General features: G+C 41.9%; 17 protein-coding genes. 11 read left to right on the top strand and 6 right to left on the bottom strand.

Translation table 11 applies throughout. The annotated features are described in order from the left end of the window. Position 1 precedes the first annotated feature (1 nt). Positions 2 to 265, top strand: coding sequence for a cell division topological specificity factor MinE (minE, locus tag AUR67_RS03835; RefSeq protein WP_054552047.1), 264 nt, complete (start codon positions 2 to 4; stop codon positions 263 to 265). A 38-nt stretch (positions 266 to 303) separates the two neighbouring features. Here the strand turns inward: minE and AUR67_RS03830 are convergent, their stop codons facing one another. Further along, the gene (locus tag AUR67_RS03830; protein ID WP_054563857.1) at positions 304 to 720 is read right to left on the bottom strand and encodes a GNAT family N-acetyltransferase; all 417 of its coding nucleotides are present in this window, start codon (positions 718 to 720) and stop codon (positions 304 to 306) included. A 73-nt stretch (positions 721 to 793) separates the two neighbouring features. After that, a complete protein-coding gene (locus tag AUR67_RS03825) occupies positions 794 to 3583 on the bottom strand; it encodes a TonB-dependent receptor (protein ID WP_058584190.1) in 2790 nt (929 codons plus the stop codon). Between the two features lie 390 nt (positions 3584 to 3973). On the opposite strand from AUR67_RS03825, the gene AUR67_RS03820 reads away from it, so the two are divergent. Together AUR67_RS03820 and AUR67_RS03815 are read left to right on the top strand one after the other, a co-directional pair. After that, positions 3974 to 4702: a copper homeostasis protein CutC gene (locus AUR67_RS03820; RefSeq protein ID WP_058584189.1), complete on the top strand. Its 729-nt coding sequence runs from the start codon at positions 3974 to 3976 to the stop codon at positions 4700 to 4702. Between the two features lie 2 nt (positions 4703 to 4704). Next, positions 4705 to 5565, top strand: coding sequence for a BadF/BadG/BcrA/BcrD ATPase family protein (locus AUR67_RS03815; RefSeq protein ID WP_058584188.1), 861 nt, complete (start codon positions 4705 to 4707; stop codon positions 5563 to 5565). Here AUR67_RS03815 and AUR67_RS03810 read toward each other — a convergent pair. Beyond that, the gene (locus AUR67_RS03810) at positions 5562 to 6287 is read right to left on the bottom strand and encodes an AraC family transcriptional regulator (RefSeq protein ID WP_054552042.1); all 726 of its coding nucleotides are present in this window, start codon (positions 6285 to 6287) and stop codon (positions 5562 to 5564) included. The two genes, AUR67_RS03815 and AUR67_RS03810, sit on opposite strands and share 4 nt — an antisense overlap. Positions 6288 to 6449: 162 nt before the next feature. On the opposite strand from AUR67_RS03810, the gene AUR67_RS03805 reads away from it, so the two are divergent. The 7 genes from AUR67_RS03805 to AUR67_RS03775 all read left to right on the top strand — a co-directional run bounded on the left by AUR67_RS03805 (position 6450) and on the right by AUR67_RS03775 (position 13977). Then, entirely contained in the window at positions 6450 to 7610 is a 1161-nt protein-coding gene (locus AUR67_RS03805; RefSeq protein WP_058584187.1) for a Gfo/Idh/MocA family protein, read from the top strand. 6 nt (positions 7611 to 7616) lie between these two features. Then, a complete protein-coding gene (locus tag AUR67_RS03800; RefSeq protein WP_058584186.1) occupies positions 7617 to 8669 on the top strand; it encodes a sugar phosphate isomerase/epimerase family protein in 1053 nt (350 codons plus the stop codon). A 33-nt stretch (positions 8670 to 8702) separates the two neighbouring features. Then, a complete protein-coding gene (locus AUR67_RS03795) occupies positions 8703 to 9923 on the top strand; it encodes an MFS transporter (protein WP_058584185.1) in 1221 nt (406 codons plus the stop codon). 24 nt (positions 9924 to 9947) lie between these two features. Then, a complete protein-coding gene (locus AUR67_RS03790) occupies positions 9948 to 10640 on the top strand; it encodes a DUF1080 domain-containing protein (RefSeq protein ID WP_054552038.1) in 693 nt (230 codons plus the stop codon). A 1-nt stretch (position 10641) separates the two neighbouring features. Next, positions 10642 to 12321, top strand: a complete 1680-nt coding sequence (locus tag AUR67_RS03785; RefSeq protein WP_058584184.1) for a GMC family oxidoreductase — start codon at positions 10642 to 10644, stop codon at positions 12319 to 12321. Between the two features lie 2 nt (positions 12322 to 12323). Beyond that, positions 12324 to 13079: a gluconate 2-dehydrogenase subunit 3 family protein gene (locus tag AUR67_RS03780; RefSeq protein WP_058584183.1), complete on the top strand. Its 756-nt coding sequence runs from the start codon at positions 12324 to 12326 to the stop codon at positions 13077 to 13079. Positions 13080 to 13146: 67 nt separating this feature from the next. Then, the gene (locus AUR67_RS03775) at positions 13147 to 13977 is read left to right on the top strand and encodes a sugar phosphate isomerase/epimerase family protein (protein ID WP_058584182.1); all 831 of its coding nucleotides are present in this window, start codon (positions 13147 to 13149) and stop codon (positions 13975 to 13977) included. A gap of 128 nt (positions 13978 to 14105) precedes the next feature. Here AUR67_RS03775 and AUR67_RS03770 read toward each other — a convergent pair whose 3' ends face one another. From AUR67_RS03770 to AUR67_RS03760, 3 genes are all read right to left on the bottom strand, one after another. After that, complete coding sequence (locus AUR67_RS03770; protein WP_058584181.1) at positions 14106 to 14603, bottom strand: GNAT family N-acetyltransferase; 498 nt, start codon at positions 14601 to 14603, stop codon at positions 14106 to 14108. Then, positions 14594 to 14860: a DUF1778 domain-containing protein gene (locus tag AUR67_RS03765; RefSeq protein WP_055199007.1), complete on the bottom strand. Its 267-nt coding sequence runs from the start codon at positions 14858 to 14860 to the stop codon at positions 14594 to 14596. The genes AUR67_RS03770 and AUR67_RS03765 overlap by 10 nt, the downstream gene beginning before the upstream one ends. Before the next feature lie 311 nt (positions 14861 to 15171). After that, positions 15172 to 15669 carry a hypothetical protein gene (locus AUR67_RS03760; RefSeq protein ID WP_152996475.1) on the bottom strand — a complete coding sequence of 166 codons (498 nt, stop codon included), beginning with the start codon at positions 15667 to 15669 and terminating at the stop codon, positions 15172 to 15174. 862 nt (positions 15670 to 16531) lie between these two features. Between AUR67_RS03760 and AUR67_RS03755 the strand changes: the two genes are divergently transcribed. Then, the gene (locus tag AUR67_RS03755) at positions 16532 to 16978 is read left to right on the top strand and encodes a hypothetical protein (protein ID WP_058584179.1); all 447 of its coding nucleotides are present in this window, start codon (positions 16532 to 16534) and stop codon (positions 16976 to 16978) included. Positions 16979 to 16984 lie beyond the last annotated feature (6 nt).

Here is a 16984-nt window from a genome sequence, read left to right as displayed (position 1 = left end):
TGTGTCTTTACTTGACTACTTCCGCTCAGAAAAGAAAAGCAGTGCGTCATTAGCAAAAGAGCGATTGCAGATCATTGTCGCGCACGAACGTTCACAGCGTGGTACACCAGATTACTTACCACAGCTAAAACAAGACATCCTTGATGTTATTCGTAAATATGTGAATGTAAACACTGATGCAGTTCAGGTGCAGTTTGACCAAAACGAAGATGACTTAGCAGTACTTGAGCTAAACGTCACCTTACCTGACGAAGAAAAGAAATAGTCAAAATTGGGCGCTTAGTTTTTTAACAGCGCCCTTTTTTATTTCTGCCACTGCATATGAAACTCATAGTCGTCTTCGCCTAGAGTTTTAAACCCTGCCCGTTGATAAAGCCCATACGCTGGATTGGCTTTTAGCACCGTTAAATTAATCTCTGCTGTTTGTGCTTTTAGTGCATCTAACACCTTAGTGCCTAACCCTTTGCCCTGCTCTTTAGGTGCAATTTGTAGCTGTAATAAACTGATTGCTTGGTCACTCACGATGAACTTGGCTGCGCCTACACATTGCCCATCATTTAAAACTAAATGACTGTGCTCAAAATGCTCTGCCACTCTTGCTTGATGTTGCTCAAGTGATAAAAATAACCCCTGATTTTCTAAGTGCTCAACCATGGTATTCAATCTTAAGTCGAGTAAATAAGCTTTGTCTTGCTCTGTAGCTGCTACAAATTTAATCATTATTGTCTTAAAAAAGAAAAAGGTACTCTAATAAAAGTACCTTTTTAGGTTGCAACAAACAACATCTCTTGGGTTAGAAATTATAATTTGCGCCTAAGTAAAAACGGCGGCCTGAATATTGGTTATAGGTAAAGCGATTGCTTTGTTTCCAATATCCTTCTTCTATTTCTTCCGTTAGGTTCACCACTGACGCAGTAAACGAAAGATCCTCTGTTAGGTTATACGAGGCATTCACATCTAGCTGACCATAGTCTTTGGTATATAAGTTGTAGCCTTGGTGAATTCCGTTGGCACGGTCATCTTTCCAGTTATACGACGCACGAACACTAAAGTCGTCATTCTCAAAGTACACCGACACATTATATTGGTGCTTAGCGGTGCCTGGTATTTCAGCCTCTGTTTTTTGCCCGTCTGTCGAGACTTCGCTGGTGCTGGTATCTGTGTAGGTATAGTTAGTTAAAATACCAAAACCATTATCAAATGAGTGCTGGAAGAACAGCTCTAAACCTTCTGATTTTGCATCACCCCCACCCACTTTGGTGTTCATTTCGACTTCGATTGGGCCGTTACAACAATCGTGTTCACGCTCTACAATTTCTACGGTCGAGATTGGTAAGTTAGAAATATCTTTAGAGAATAATGTCGCACCCAGTGCAGAGCCATCGCCGTAATACCATTCAATACCTAAATCGAATTGGTCAGATAACATAGGTTCAAGGCCTGTGTTTACCGAGGTGCCATTACCACGGCCAGTCCATGAATCTGGCGAGTTAATGTTCACTGGAGGACCGTATGACTCTGCTTGGCTTAAGTCTGAATAGCTCACTCTTGCCATAGTGCGTGCTGCTGCAAATCGCACCACAAGATTTTCGGTTGCATCCCATGCAAGGTTAAAGCTTGGTAATACTTCACTGCCATCGCTGCTGCGCTCGTTTGGATCCGTGTCGTCATCGTCTTGACCAATGACATCATCGTAGGTCAAGGTGCTTAGTTCAGTATTCACATAACGCACACCGACATTACCGCGGAAATCTTGCCATTCAAAATCAGCTTGGGTGTAAACAGACCAAATTTTCTCTTCAAGGGCGTAGGTGCCCGAAAGTGTTGGCACTACAGTCTGGCTAAAGTTTTCTTTTAAGTAGTTATCAAGGGCTCCAAAATCAAACGCTAAAAAGTTAAATGCGCCTGTATCACCCGCGCTGTTATCAACTACATGGTCGCTTACCAATGTTGGTGCATCTGGGTGAAAATCTGGATTATGGAACCACTCAGTCCCTGGTAGGTAGCCGCGGTAGCCACCGTTATCCGCTATACCGTCATCCCAACGAAAGTCGTTACGAATGCCTTTAATTTCGTGGTCGCGGTATTTAGCACCTACATAGACACGTGTGAAAAAGTTGCCATCAAGGTCAAATTTTACATCTGTTTGAATATAATCTTCTGAGTCTTCATTTTCAGATGAGTATGAGTCAAACCAATCGTAATATTGATATGCTTCTTTATCGGTGGCTAAATCAGTCGACACTTCGTAGCTTGGTTTACCGTTTTCAATTGACCATAACCAGCTGTTTACTGAGCCTAAACGCGCATCAATATTGGCGTAGGTTTCTTTTGAAGTACCGCCTTCAGCTTCAGTATGACCAAACTTTACTGTAACACTGTAAGTATCGCCATAATATGTGCCTTCAAAATCATAGGTATTTGATTTTGACTCGCCAAAACGCTCACGCCCTGTTAACTGCGGCGATAACAAACCACGGCGAACAGCCACACCACCATTTACATCGGCATCACCCCAGTTATTATCATTGAGTAAACCATTATCGCCATTACCGTAGGCAACCACTGTATCGCCATCAAGCACAATGCCGTAATACGGGTTGTGGTTATCGTTCCACTCGGCAAAAGTAATGCTTTGCCCTGTTTGGTCGTAGCCTAACTTGGCACCAAAATAGTTAAAGTTTAAATCAAGTCTGTCACTCGGTGCCCACTGAACAGCCACTTGATAACCATCGCGTGTACGGTCTTGGTTTGAGTTATTAACACTCATCGCACGCGGTGCCCACACATTGTTGTACACTTCGCCAGTAGCTTGGTCTACCAGCGCCGGGCGCTCTGCACCTTCAACGGTATCTGAGTGAAAACGCCAGTGTGATGCGTTGTTCGTGATGGTTGTTACGGTGCGATCTTGACGAGTAAAACCGGCCAGTACACCAAAGTTTTCGTTGTCATTTTTCCAAGAATACAGCACGTTGACTTGCGGCTTAGTGTCTTCAGACACATCATCGTAAGTCACCTCTGCACTTAACGCCCCTGAGTTTGCTTCCATCTCAAGCGGTTTACGGGTGTGTAAAATAACCGTACCACCAATACCGCCTTCATCGATGCGTGCTTCTGCACTTTTGTACACTTCTACACTTTTGATCATGCTTGAAGGCAATAACGTGTAATTAAAACTACGGGTAGGAGTACCAGAACCTGATGAAGCAATATAGTTACCGTTTAATTGGGTGAGAGTCCAATCTGGTGACGTACCACGAATACTCACGCGGCTACCTTCGCCACCGTCGCGGTCAATCAAAACGCCCGATACACGTTGCAATGAGTCAGCGACGTTTTTATCAGGAAACTTACCAATATCCTCTGCGGTGATTGCATCAACTGTTGCCGTTGAAAGTCGTTTTATTGCTAAGTTTTCTGCGGTTGAAGAACGAATACCACGTACTTCAATCACTTCTACATCATCATTTGCTTGCTCTGCCGCGTAACTTGTATTGATGGCCGCCAGTAGCGAAATCAAAATTGCATTACGCTTAAAATGCCTTCCTTGCCCATTTGTTTTTATTACAGTTTGCTTGCCCATGCCTATCTCCAGTTGTGTGTTCTGTTTTTGTTTAAGAGCCTTTAGCCCCTGCAAAAACGATTTATTGTTGTCGGTTTTTAAACTGATTATTGGTAGTTAACAGCTTGTTAAACTCAAATTCAGAATAGGGTGAGTGGTCAAAAAGTGATAATAAAAATTCGGTGAGAGATATGACAAAATCGGCGTTAGGAATATTTTATATTCATTTTTAGATTTTCTGAATTATAGTTAAGCTCAGCGAATTTGAGTTAACAGGCTCAGAAAACCAAACTTTAAAATAAATATAATATATTGATAATAAATAAGAATTTTCGATTTCATATATTTACTAATCACTCACAAATTGAGTAACTAAAAAATAGGTGTAATAGATATGGTAGAAACACGCCCATGAACAATGGTAAATTTCTTGAAGTATGCCTAAACGAAGGGTGCTTTAAGCAGCTTACTAACAACATTTCGGTGGCTAGTAACTTAGGCGCAAAACGCTTTGAATTGTGCAGCAATTTACACCTAGGTGGCCTAACACCAAGTGTTAAAGCAATTGATTGCGCTGTAAAAAGCCTGACTCATAGCGCAGAGTTAGTGGTGATGATACGCCCCGAAGCAGGTAATTTTTTTGTTAATGCTGAGTGTCACAACGTAATGCAAAAACAAATAACAATGGCAGCGAATGCGGGAGCGCATGGCGTGGTATTTGGGGCAGTTAAACACGGCGAACTTGATTTAGAAGTGACCCGCTCTTTAGTTGCCACAGCCAAACAGCATGGCCTGATGGTGACCTTTCACCGTGCATTCGATACCCTTACAAACCCGTTAAGCGCACTTGATAAACTGATTAGCTTAGGAGTTGACCGCATCTTAACAGCAGGCACGCCATGGCAAAGCGGTCAAAGTGCTGCAGATGGTCTAAATCAGCTCAACACATACTTAGTGCACAGCGCTAATCAGATAGAAATTGTTATGGGTGGTGGCGTTACTTTAGAAAACGCGGCAACACTTTGGCAATTAATAAAAAACCATTCAGCAAAGGCGGCTGTGCATGTACACTCATGCGTGCACAACGAAAATGGTTCGATTAATGCTGAGGCTATCAATAAGCTTCTTTCAAAGGATTAAGCATGGCAACGTATTTTTTAGGTATTGATGGCGGCGGCAGTAAGTGTAAAGTTCGTTTAGAAAACGAAAACGGCTCACTACTTAGCGAAGCCATAAGTGGCTCAGCAAACGTGGCCACCAGCTGCCAACAAAGCCAAGAATCAATACTTCACGCTACTGAACTTGCTTTTCGTGAGGCAGGGCTTACCTTAAGCGAGCTGAAAAACACTTATGCGCATGCAGGACTTGCCGGTGCCAATATCGACTCAGCTTACCAAGCTATGACCAAATGGCAGCACCCTTTTGCTAAGTTTACCTTGTCAACAGATATGCTGATTGCCTGTAAAGGCGCACATCAACACCATGATGGTGCGGTGATTATTCTTGGTACGGGCTTTTGCGCAGGCTACCAGCAGCAAAACCAATTTAGCGAATTAGGTGGTTACGGATTATTACTGAGCGATGGTGCCAGTGGTGGTTGGTTAGGCTTACAACTTTGCCGTAAAGCATTTGAAGTGCTTGATGGTGTTGCGCAAAGTTCAGCTGCAATAGATACCCTACTCACCCAGCTTAACTGCGACTCAAGCCAAGCGTTAAGTCAGCGTTTAATATCAGCGCGCCCTGCAGAGCTTGCCAAATTTGCGCCGCTCGTTTTTAGCCATTCTGACGATGCTTTTTGTCAGCAATTAATCAATGAAGCGTGCGCATACATTACCCGCTATATCACTTACTTTGAAAAACAAGCTATTGAAAACGTTACTTTGATGGGCGGTATTGCTAGTGCTATCACGCTTTACTTATCTGATGCCAGTAAAGCGCATTTAACCCCCGCCCTTGCCAGTGCAGAGCAAGGGGCTATTTTAATGGCAAGAGCTGCAATTTAATCACCTAATTGCGAGCGCATTTGTGAGGGAATTTCGCCAAACAAACGCCGAAATTGTTTACTGAAGTAACTCGGTTCAGAAAACCCGCACTGATAGGCCACTTGTGAAATGGGCAGTTGCGTTTCAATCAGTAGCTTGCGGGCATTTTCGAGGCGTACTTCGTTAATAAATTGATTAGGTGTTTTTGCTAAGTGCTTTTTAAAACGACGCTCTAAAGCACTTACCGACAAATGCGCAAGCTCTGCTAATTCATCAATGCTAATCTGACGATGATAATGCTCGCGAATAAATTTTACCGGCTCTTCAATTGCCCTTACATGTGAAAGCGCTTTTGAGGTTTTTTGTAAATGTCGGGTCACTCCGTAAGTGCCAATCACATTGCCATCGTGATCTTTTAAAGCATGCTTTGATGTAGAAAACCAACCAAGCTCACCTTGTTGGGTTTGGTTGAGCTCTAAACGGTCAGTCACTATATAGCCTTCCATCACTCGTTTATCGTCATTGACGTATTGAAACGCGAGGTGCTTTGGCGAAAAATCGAAGTCTGTTTTTAGCAATATTTGCTCCAGTGTTTTATAACCCTGATGCTCAATAAAATGCTGATTACAATGCAAGATTCTACTATCTGTGTCTTTTACCCAAAAGAGGATATCTGGCAGTAAATCAAATGCAGCAATTAGCTGATTTACGCCAGCTTTTTTTATTATTTCTTGAATATCCATCGCTTAATTTTGTCTCAATAAAGAACAGCCCTATATATTTTAAACGCCGATTTTGTTTCATTGTCAACCGAATTTTTATTAGCGCTTATTGGTTAAGCTTTCCTATTATCAATAACATGATATTAACAGTAGCAAACGCTATTTAAATTAGGAGCGCTTAAGATGAGCAAAGCTAAGATCCGCATGGCAATGGTAGGCGGTGGCGATGGTGCCTTCATTGGCGCTATTCATCGAATTGCAGCGCGATTAGACGGAATGATTGAGCTTGTTGCAGGTGCATTCAGTTCAGACGCAAACAAATGTAAAGCAACTGGCGAACTACTTGGGCTTGATAGCAGCCGTTGCTACGACAGTTACCAGACGCTATTTACCGAAGAAGCAAAGTTACCCGCGGATGAGCGCATTGATTTTGTGGCTATTGTCACCCCAAACCATTTGCATTTTCCGGTCGCGAAAATGGCGCTTGAACATGGTTTTCATGTGCTCTCAGATAAACCTGCAACACTGACTCTCGCAGAAGCAGAGCAATTACAAAACATCATTGCAAAGCAGCAGGTTTTATATGGGTTAACCCACACTTACACCGGTTACCCTATGGTCAAAGAAGCCAAGCATCGCGTAAAAGCAGGCGAGCTCGGCACCATACGTAAAGTCATTGTTGAGTACACCCAAGGTTGGTTATCTCAAAGTGAAGACGAGGGTTCAAAACAAGCAAGCTGGCGTTTAGACACCAGTAAGGCTGGCATTAGTTGTTGTATGGGCGATATTGGCGTGCATGCAGCTAACTTAGCCGAATATGTATCTGCTCTCGAAATCACCGAGCTTTGCGCCGATTTAAACCATGTAGTTGAAGGCCGAGCCCTTGATGATGATGGCACTGTGCTACTTAGATTCAATAATGGTTGTAAAGGCGTTTTACTGGCAAGCCAAATTGCTGTTGGCGATGAAAACAACTTACGTCTGCGAATTTATGGCGATAAAGCCAGTCTTGAATGGTCGCAACTTGAGCCAAATAGCTTATGGCTACGAGGCCACAATCAAGCCGCAACATTACTTAGAGCGGGCGTAGGTGAATTACACCCTGACACGCAAAATGCCCTGCGCGCCCCTGCCGGTCACCCAGAAGGCTACCTTGAAGCATTTGCAAACATTTACAGCAATTTTGCAGCGCAGATCCATGCATTTAAGCAAGGCGATAACGCAACAAATTCAGCATTTGATGTGCCAGGCATCAATGAGGCTGTGCGTGGTATGGCGTTTATTGAGCATGTTGTTGCTTCAGCTAAACAAGATACTAAATGGCACAAATTACAGATTGGATAATAAAGAATGAATAAAATCAAAGGGCCAGCAATATTTTTGGCGCAGTTTATTTCAGATCAAGCCCCGTTCAATAGCTTTCAAGGTTTATGCGAGTGGGCAAGCGGTTTAGGTTACAAAGCGATTCAATTACCAACCTCAAACCCTGAAATTTTCGATTTAGAAAAAGCAGCTCAAAGCCAGCAATACTGCGATGAAGTCACTGGTATTGCCATGGAATATGGACTTACAATTTCAGAGCTATCAACACATTTGCAAGGCCAGTTAATTGCTGTGCACCCTGCGTACGATGAAATGTTTGATAACTTTGCCGCAGAGCATGTAAAAGGCAACCCTGCAGCGAGAACAAAATGGGCAACAGAGCAACTGATGATGGCTGCTAAAGCAAGTAAAAACCTTGGTTTAACAACCCATGCGACGTTCTCGGGTTCTTTTTTATGGCATACCTTTTACCCGTGGCCACAGCGTCCACAAGGACTTGTTGAACAAGGCTTTAGTGAGCTAGCTAAGCGTTGGTTGCCTATTTTAGATTGCTTTGACGAGCATGGTGTGGACGTATGTTATGAATTGCATCCGGGTGAAGACCTACATGATGGTGTGACATTTGAGCGCTTTTTAGCGGCAACCAATAATCACCCACGCGTGAATATTCTTTATGATCCGAGCCACTTCGTACTGCAACAGCTCGACTATTTAGCGTTTATCGATATTTATCATTCGCGCATTAAGGCGTTCCATGTCAAAGATGCCGAATTTATCGCAAATGGCCGCTCAGGTGTTTATGGCGGGTTTCAAAACTGGCAAGACCGACCAGGGCGTTTTCGTTCTTTAGGAGATGGCCAAGTAGATTTTAAGCAAATTTTCAGCAAGTTAACTCAATATGGTTTTGATGGTTGGGCTGTACTTGAATGGGAATGCTGCTTAAAGCACCCAGAAGATGGGGCAAGAGAAGGCGCTGAGTTTATTAAAGCACACTTAATAAACCCAACAGACAAAGCCTTTGACGATTTTGCCAGTGGCACAACAAACACTGAGCGTAATAATCGAATTTTAGGTTTATAAACCGACAACAATAGAACACACAGGACACACAATATGGACAACAATAATTATAACCGCATAGTCTTTCGGCTTTGCTGTATAGCACTGATTGTGACCTCTATGACCTTTGCCATTCGAGCTGGTATTTTGGGTCAACTTGGCAGTGAATTTGGACTAACCGATACCGAATTAGGCTGGGTTAATGCCATGGCATTTTTAGGCTTTCCGGTTGCGACTATGGTCGGCGGCATTATTTATAATGCCATCGGCGCGAAGAAGTTAGTGGCGTTAGCGTTTATCTGTCATTTACTTGGCCTTGTTTTAACCATCACCGCAGATGGTTTTTGGGGCTTACTGGTTTCTACCTTTTTAATTGGTTTTGCCAACGGCGCTGTTGAAGCTGGCTGTAACCCACTGATTGCAGAAATGTACCCTAAAAACACCACCACTATGTTAAACCGTTTTCATGTTTGGTTCCCAGGTGGCATTGTGATTGGCGCACTTGCGTCGAATTTTATGTCGGGAGCAGGTTTAAACTGGCAATGGCAAGTAGCGTTAATTTTAGTTCCTACGGTTATCTATGGCGCTATGCTGATCAAAGCGCAGTTTCCACGCTTTGATACACGTACTCACTCTACCAGCAGCAATATTCGCCACTTATTTACGCCGTTATACATCTTTTTAATTGCCTGCATGACGTTTACCGCAACCACTGAATTTGGCACACAACAATGGATTGAGCGTATTTTAGGTTCATCGGGTGCCTCTCCTATGGTGGTGTTAGCCTTGATCACCGGCCTAATGGCAGTTGGTCGCTTCTTTGCAGGCCCTATTGTGCATAAGCTCAACCCTACCGGTGTATTACTTGGCTCTGCCATTTGTGCAAGCTTAGGTATCTTCATGATGAGCCAAGCCGAGGGCAGCATGATTTATATAGCGGCCATATTATTTGCACTTGGCGTTACCTACTTTTGGCCAACCATGCTTGGCTGCGTTGCAGAATACATTCCAAAGTCAGGGGCGCTGGGTATGTCGTTAATGGGCGGTGCAGGCATGTTTGCTATGAGCATCTGGAACCCTGTAATTGGTAGCTGGATAGATACGGCACGCTCAACGGCACAGGCAAGTGGCGCAAGCGCAGAACAAATTGAAATTTTAGCCGGACAGGCTGTATTACAAAACCTACTGATCTTCCCAATTGTTTTAATCGTCGCATTCATTGGGTTGCATTTAGTAATTAATAACAACAAACGCACCGAAAAATGTGCGTCTTAAGCAAGTAAATCGTCGAGGAACACTATGTTTAAATCTCTTAAAGCACTGACTTTAATGCTCACCGTTAGTAGCTGTGCACTCGCTAATGCGGCTGACAATCAGCTAACACAACAAGAAAAGCAAGCTGGTTGGCAGTTATTATTTGATGGCAAAGATATGTCGCAGTGGCGTAATTTTAAAAGTGAATCTTTAAATCCTGCATGGGTCGTTGAAGATGGCGCTATGACATTAACCAAAGGTGGTGGCGACCTGCTTACTAAAAAACAGTACCAAAACTTTGAATTACAGATTGATTGGAAAATCTCTACCAAAGGCAATAGCGGTATTTTTGTGTTAGCTGATGAAACAGGACAGATGATTTACTCTCATGCGCCTGAAATTCAAATCATCGATAACGAAGAACACCCAGATACCGAAATTGACTCGCACTTAGCTGGGTCAATTTACGATTTATTTGCAGCGCCAGTTGCGGCGCACAAACCAGCAAATAGCTGGAACCATGTACGCATTAAAATGCAAGACAACCACTTACAAGTTTGGCAAAACGGTATTAGCACCACCAGCATTGTGATTGGCAGTACAACATGGAACACCCTTGTTAAAGGCAGTAAGTTTGCAACTTGGAAAAACTTTGCAACGGCTGAACAAGGTCATATTGGGCTTCAAGACCATGGTGACAAAGTGTGGTTTAAAAATATAAAAATCAAGGAGCTATAATATGTCTGATTTTAAACATAAGGTATTAGTTGTTGGCTCTGGTGCTGGCGGTGCAATGGCCGCATATACGTTAACCAAACTTGGCCACAAAGTGTTATTACTTGAAGCAGGTCGTAATTATGACCCGAAAACAGAAAGCCCGATGTTTCGTCGTAACAACGAAGCCCCACTTATGGGTGCAGGTAACAAAGACAAAAACTTTGGCTTTTACGATGCAACCGTTGATGGCGGCTGGCAAGTACCTGATGAGCCATACACAAGTGCTAAAGGAAGCGACTTTTATTGGTGGCGCGCACGTATGTTAGGTGGTCGAACTAATCACTGGGGCCGCTATTCATTACGCTTTAGTGAGCACGATTTTAAAGGCAAAAGCCGAGATGGTCACGGTGCCGACTGGCCATTTGAATACGCTGATTTAGCACCTTGGTACGATAAAACCGAAGAACTTGTGGGTGTATGTGGCACCAATACAGGCCATGAAGATATGCCAGACTCGTCACCAGGTATTTTACAGCCGCCACCAAAGCCGCGTGTTCCTGAGCTTTTAATTGCCGCTTCTGCAAAGAAAATGGGCATTCAAGCAGTACCTATGCATCGCGCGGTATTAACCCGCCCTAAAGATGATCGCATGGCTTGTTTTTATGCAACACCTTGTGGCTCTGGTTGCTCAATTGGCGCAGCTTTCCAAACTACGACATCGCTATTACCGATGGCAAAAGCCACAGGTAACTTAAAAGTCATTACCGATGCCATGGTTAAATCAGTCAAAGTTGATGAGCAAGGTAAAGTCACTGGCGTCACCTATGTTGATAAACATTCAGTTACCGAGCACGCTATTGATGCCGATGTGGTTATCTTAGCGGCTAGCGCCTGTGAATCAGCGCGTATTTTATTAAATTCAAAGAATAAAAAGCACCCAAAAGGCCTTGCTAACTCAAGTGGCCAAGTAGGTCGAAACTTGATGGATTCGACAGGTGCATGGTTAGGTGCGCAAATCCCGGCACTCAAAGGTCGCCCACGTTATAACGAAGATGGACATACTGCTAATCACTTATTTATTCCTTGGTGGGGTCATCAAGCACAAGCTAACAATGAATTAGATTTCCCACGTGGCTATCACTTTGAAATTGGCGGTGGCTTTAGACAACCAGGCTCAGGTGTATCGGGTGATAAACAAGGTTATGGCCCAGCCCTTAAACAGCAAATTCGTGATGCATATGGCTCTTATGTTGGTTTTGCTCTGCGTGGCGAGATGTTACCAAACAAAGATACCTACATGGAAATTGACGAAAACGTTAAAGACAAATGGGGTATTCCGGTATCAAAGTTCCACTTTAAGTGGTCTGACAGAGAATTAAAGCAAATTGAACATGGTTTAAAGACCGCGAAGCAAATCCTAGAAAACATGGGGGCGACCGTTGGCGAACTCCCGCCTGCTGAAAAAGCAATTTCAAAAGGTGGCGAAATCATTCACGAAGTGGGCACCACTCGAATGGGCAGCTCAAAGAAAGACTCTGTCACCAATCAATGGGGTCAAACATGGGATTGTAATAACCTATTTGTAATGGATGCGGGTGTATTTGCTTCTAACCCTCATAAAAACTGTACGCTCACCATCATGACACTGGCAATGCGTAATTCAACTTGGCTTGCTCAACAAATTGATAACGGGGTACTTTAATTATGCATCATCGTAACGAACACGACTCATATAACTATGTTTCTAACATGAGCCGCCGTGAGTCTTTAAAATGGCTTGGTCTATTAGCTGCGGGCTCGGCGGTTGGTTTAACTGCTGGCTGCACAAAAGCACTGGAAGATGACGTTGCTGTCTCTGCAAAAGAGCATTGGCCTGATTTAGATATCAAGCCTGTAACCGCTAAAGGCTATGGTCAAGATCCAAATTTAGTGATGCCACCAGAATCACCTTGGCCGCTGACCTTAACAGCAGACGAGCTTACGTTAGTAGCGCTTTTATCTGATTACATTGTACCGCGCGAAGGCGCTATTCCTTCAGCCAGTGAGCTACAAGTACCGGCTGTTATTAATGAATGGGTGAGCGCACCGTATGAAGGCCAGCAACGCGATAGAATTAAAATTTTAAATTCATTAGCATGGCTTAACGATGAAGCACAACTTCGTTTTAAAAAGCAATTTGTTGCACTTAATGAAAAGCAACATCGCGCGATTTTAGACGATATTGCGTTTTTAAACGAGCAAACACCTGCTCAATTTCAGCGAATTGGTAAAGCCTTTTTACGCTTTAAAGAGTTAGTGCTTGCTGCCTTTTTCTGTACGCCAGAGGGCTGTAAAGACATTGGTTACCTTGGTAATGTGCCTATTGCAGGTGATTACCCTGGCCCTTCTGATGAAGCAAAAGCCCATTTAGATCAGGTTTTAGCTGAGCTTGGTTTAAGTGAGTACGCCTATACCGATTAACTTTCCCCCTTGTGTTATTTGTAACACAGTGCAGGGGGTCACTCCCCTGCTTTTTTAGGATTTAAGTATGTTTAAAACCCGCATTTTATTGCTCATTATTAGCCTTGTATTTAGTGGTCAATTATTCGCAAAACTGCCCGTGAGTGTACAGCTATGGTCAGTCAAAGACACCTTAAAAAATGACTTTCATGGTACGCTTAAGTCTCTTGCCGAAATGGGGTTTGACGGCGTGGAGTTTGCCGGAGACTTTGGCCCATACACAAATAATCCAGCAGCCTTAAAAGCAGAGCTCAGTGAATTACGCTTAGTTGCCAGTAGTGCCCATATAGGCTTTGATGCACTCAGTGAAAACACTATTGATAGCACCCTGCTGTTTTACAAGACCCTTGGCGTTACTACACTTTATGTACCTTGGGATGAAAGAGCATGGCACCCTGAGGGAGTTAAATCTCTAGTTAAAGAGCTTACTAAAGTCAGTGATTATGCGACCCGCTTTGATATGAAGATCGGTTTTCACAATCATAATAAAGAGTTTAATGCTTTTAATAATGCAACGTTTTGGGATTACATTGCCACTAATACACCCAAGACCATGCCATTGCAGTTAGATATTGGCTGGGTCAATTATGCTGCTAAAGATCCAATCTACTTTATTAAAAAGTACCCTAACCGCACGCTTGCTACGCACATTAAAGTACGTACGATTGAGGGAAGCAACATGAGCCCTATTATCGGCGAAAACAACATTGATTGGCCTGCCATCATCGATACTTTAGAGTCGCACGGCAACACCAAGTGGTTAGTGCTTGAGCAAGAAGAATATCCAAACGGGTTAACCCCACTACAAAGCGTTGCTAAATCAAAACAAAACTTAGATAAGATCTTACTTGGTTTATAAGGTTTTTTAGGAATGAGCTCGCTTTAAACACGTGAGCTCATGGCTTGGATTTAATTTGAAGGAGAGAGTTAAAGCATTGATTTTTAATATTACAGTTTCACTACTCCGCGCTATATAAAAACATATTTTTATGTCTGTGAAGCTTCGATATCAATAACTCTCGCCATTAGAGTCATAGCATCAATCGGCGATTCATTAAATCCAAACCTTTTATAAAATGCCTTTGCTTCGTCATCGAGAGCGTGAACTAAGATTCCAGCTCCACCAACAACATTCATCGCGTGTACAGAGCGTAAGACACAATCCTTCAATAAGCCCACACCTATCCCACGACCTTTATATCCTTCATCAACTGCTAGCCTTGCCAGAACAACCATAGGGATTGGATTGGGGCTATTTCTTTTGAGAGATGACAAAGCGCTTTCTCTTTGCACTGACCCCATAGCAATGGCGTAGTATCCTATTACTTTATTATTGTCATCACAAACCACATACACCCTAGTGTTATTTCTTTTATGGTTTTTTAGCGCTTTTTTTATAAGCCAGTCGTCTAATTCTGGTTTACCGCAACTAAACACATCTAACACATGCTCATCTGTCAGTAATTCTGGGGCCTTTATTCCCAAGGTGATTTCCTATTCAATAGCTCATTCATTCCTTTGTCTTTTATTGGCTCAGCAGTTAGCGCCTGCTCAAAAGCATCATACGCTTGTTCAGCCAGAATAAAGTCTCTATGATTAGAAATAACTTCATGTGCTTCAGCTAATGCAGCTTTTTGGATAAAAACGGTTCTGTCTAATTTCATTAAACTTGCTGCAGCATCTATTATATCTCTAACTGATGGCTCTACTCGCATATTTATTGGTGCTGTTTTAGTAGCCATAGTGAACTCCTGTGTATCTGATTGATACACATATTGTAGTGTAGCTATTAGATACACGCAATTATTACTTAATGCATATAGCTCTAATAATCTGTTTCCTTATACCAACCCGCTTAATTAAGTAGTCTATTTTAAGGCAATAAAACCTCGTTGATAACAAGGCAAAAATTTCGTTATTTAGTTGTTCTAAATGAGAAATTTTTAACGCAGTTAGCGACAGGTTTAATCCCTCAAAATGATTAAGTATTATTGCGGGTTGGTATTAGATAGTTTAATAGCAAACGTACTGTGAGATTGCTCTATTCTAAGCTTTACTCAGAAATTGTACGTTGCGCCATTTCTTCATTCCAAGGTACATACAATGGAAACTCCAGATCTTTTTGCTCAACTAAAACTACTTTTGCAATTGGATGCCCACAATATTCCGTTGGCTCAAACGAGTGAATATTTTCAACATTAACAGCTATATAGCTATTTGCCTTTTTGATTAATAAGGCCGAATCATCCATACAAGCATGAACTGCTATTGGTAGGCTTTTGAATGGTACCGCCGATACCGTGTGTTCATTTCTATAAAACCTATCACGTTCGATTTTCTCACCGACCTGCTTCAAAAAATTAATATATGCTTTCCAACGCGATAAAACTAAAAAGCAAGCTACTAGAAATACACTGCATAAACTTAACAATATTGAGTTTATAACGTTAAGTTGACCCACGTAGTAAAACAGCGCAGCTAAAATTAGCAGCACACTTAAAGAAAACAAAGTCCGCATAGTCGGACTCACCTTGGGAAAATTAATAAGCAAATTTATTCCTTACTATTTCTAAAGTGTCGTAAGCTAACTGTGGAAACGACCGAACGACGGCTTAAATTGTTTGTTATACGCTTTAAAACGAACAGCTAATCGTCCTTTCTTCGGTGTTTAAAGATAAATCGCCCAAATTGAAAACACAAAACTAAAAATACAATGAGAAAAATAAGTCCATTTACCACTCAGGCAAAAACTCCACAATCTTCGGAGCAATGAGTTTTAGAATACCGAAAACTGCTACGATGAGAAGAATGAATGCAGTCCCTTTCACAAAAGCACTCCTAAATTTCCGTTCAATGCATCTGTTTATATTTTAAAAATACCAACGTCAAAATTAATTGCGGGAATATCCTTAAATGTACCACCCATCTCGCATAGGGACAAAAAGGGTGACTATATTAACAAGCGAGGACGATTCACATTCTTTAATCCCAGCATGTTCCTCCCAGATCTACAGCGGTTTGTTATGTGGCTTACCTCTTTGATATAGTTTTAACAAATTACTTAAGGTATTGCTATCACAAGTTTTTTAAAATCTTTTATGTAAAGTTAAATACATTAATATACTCGCGTCGTTCATTTCAATAAAAATATGTGCTAAGAACAGCTTGGCCATTTCAATGACTCATAATCCTTAATGAAGATATATAACGAAACTTATTCTACCACCCTATTTCACATATATTCTTACACCCTTCACTTTTAACATCTTATTTAATTTCAACAAGCTAAATAAAACACAGCATTAAAAATTAATAATAAAACATTAAAAATAGCGTTTACTTTCATTTGTTCGGCAGATTGTTTTATCTAAGTAGCGAAGTACTATATTAAAAAAGCCTCTCAAGGACTGAGAATGAAAGTATTGAATTTAAGGAAGAGTTCAGAGAAAAGCACACTTGCGTTCCTCGTGACTTTAGCCGTCTTAACTTTGTCTATTCTAAAAGCGACATCCCAAAAGCATCCACTTTATGACCTACTTTTGCTGGCTTTTATGCTTACATCAATAGTAATTATTTTATTAGTGTTGAGCAGTAAAAATGAGCTGACTATATGTCGTCATGGAATTTTTTACAGTTCAGCGTTTGGAAGTGTTCATATTGAGCCAAACAAAACTAAACTAATTAAACAATACTCTAAATATGGTTTTAATTGTGTGGTAATCATTGGTCATGGCTATTTTATATTCGCGCCATTTTATTATTTAACGTCGAAACAAAAACAACGACTTAAACGATATGATAATAACTTGCTGCATTGGTTAGAGGTAACGCGTAAACGCAGTAAGTTTCAGGGCTTTTAATGCAAA

It is taken from the genome of Pseudoalteromonas sp. XI10, assembly GCF_001469895.1.
Lineage (GTDB): Bacteria > Pseudomonadota > Gammaproteobacteria > Enterobacterales > Alteromonadaceae > Pseudoalteromonas.
This window is presented reverse-complemented; position numbering and strand designations above follow the sequence as displayed.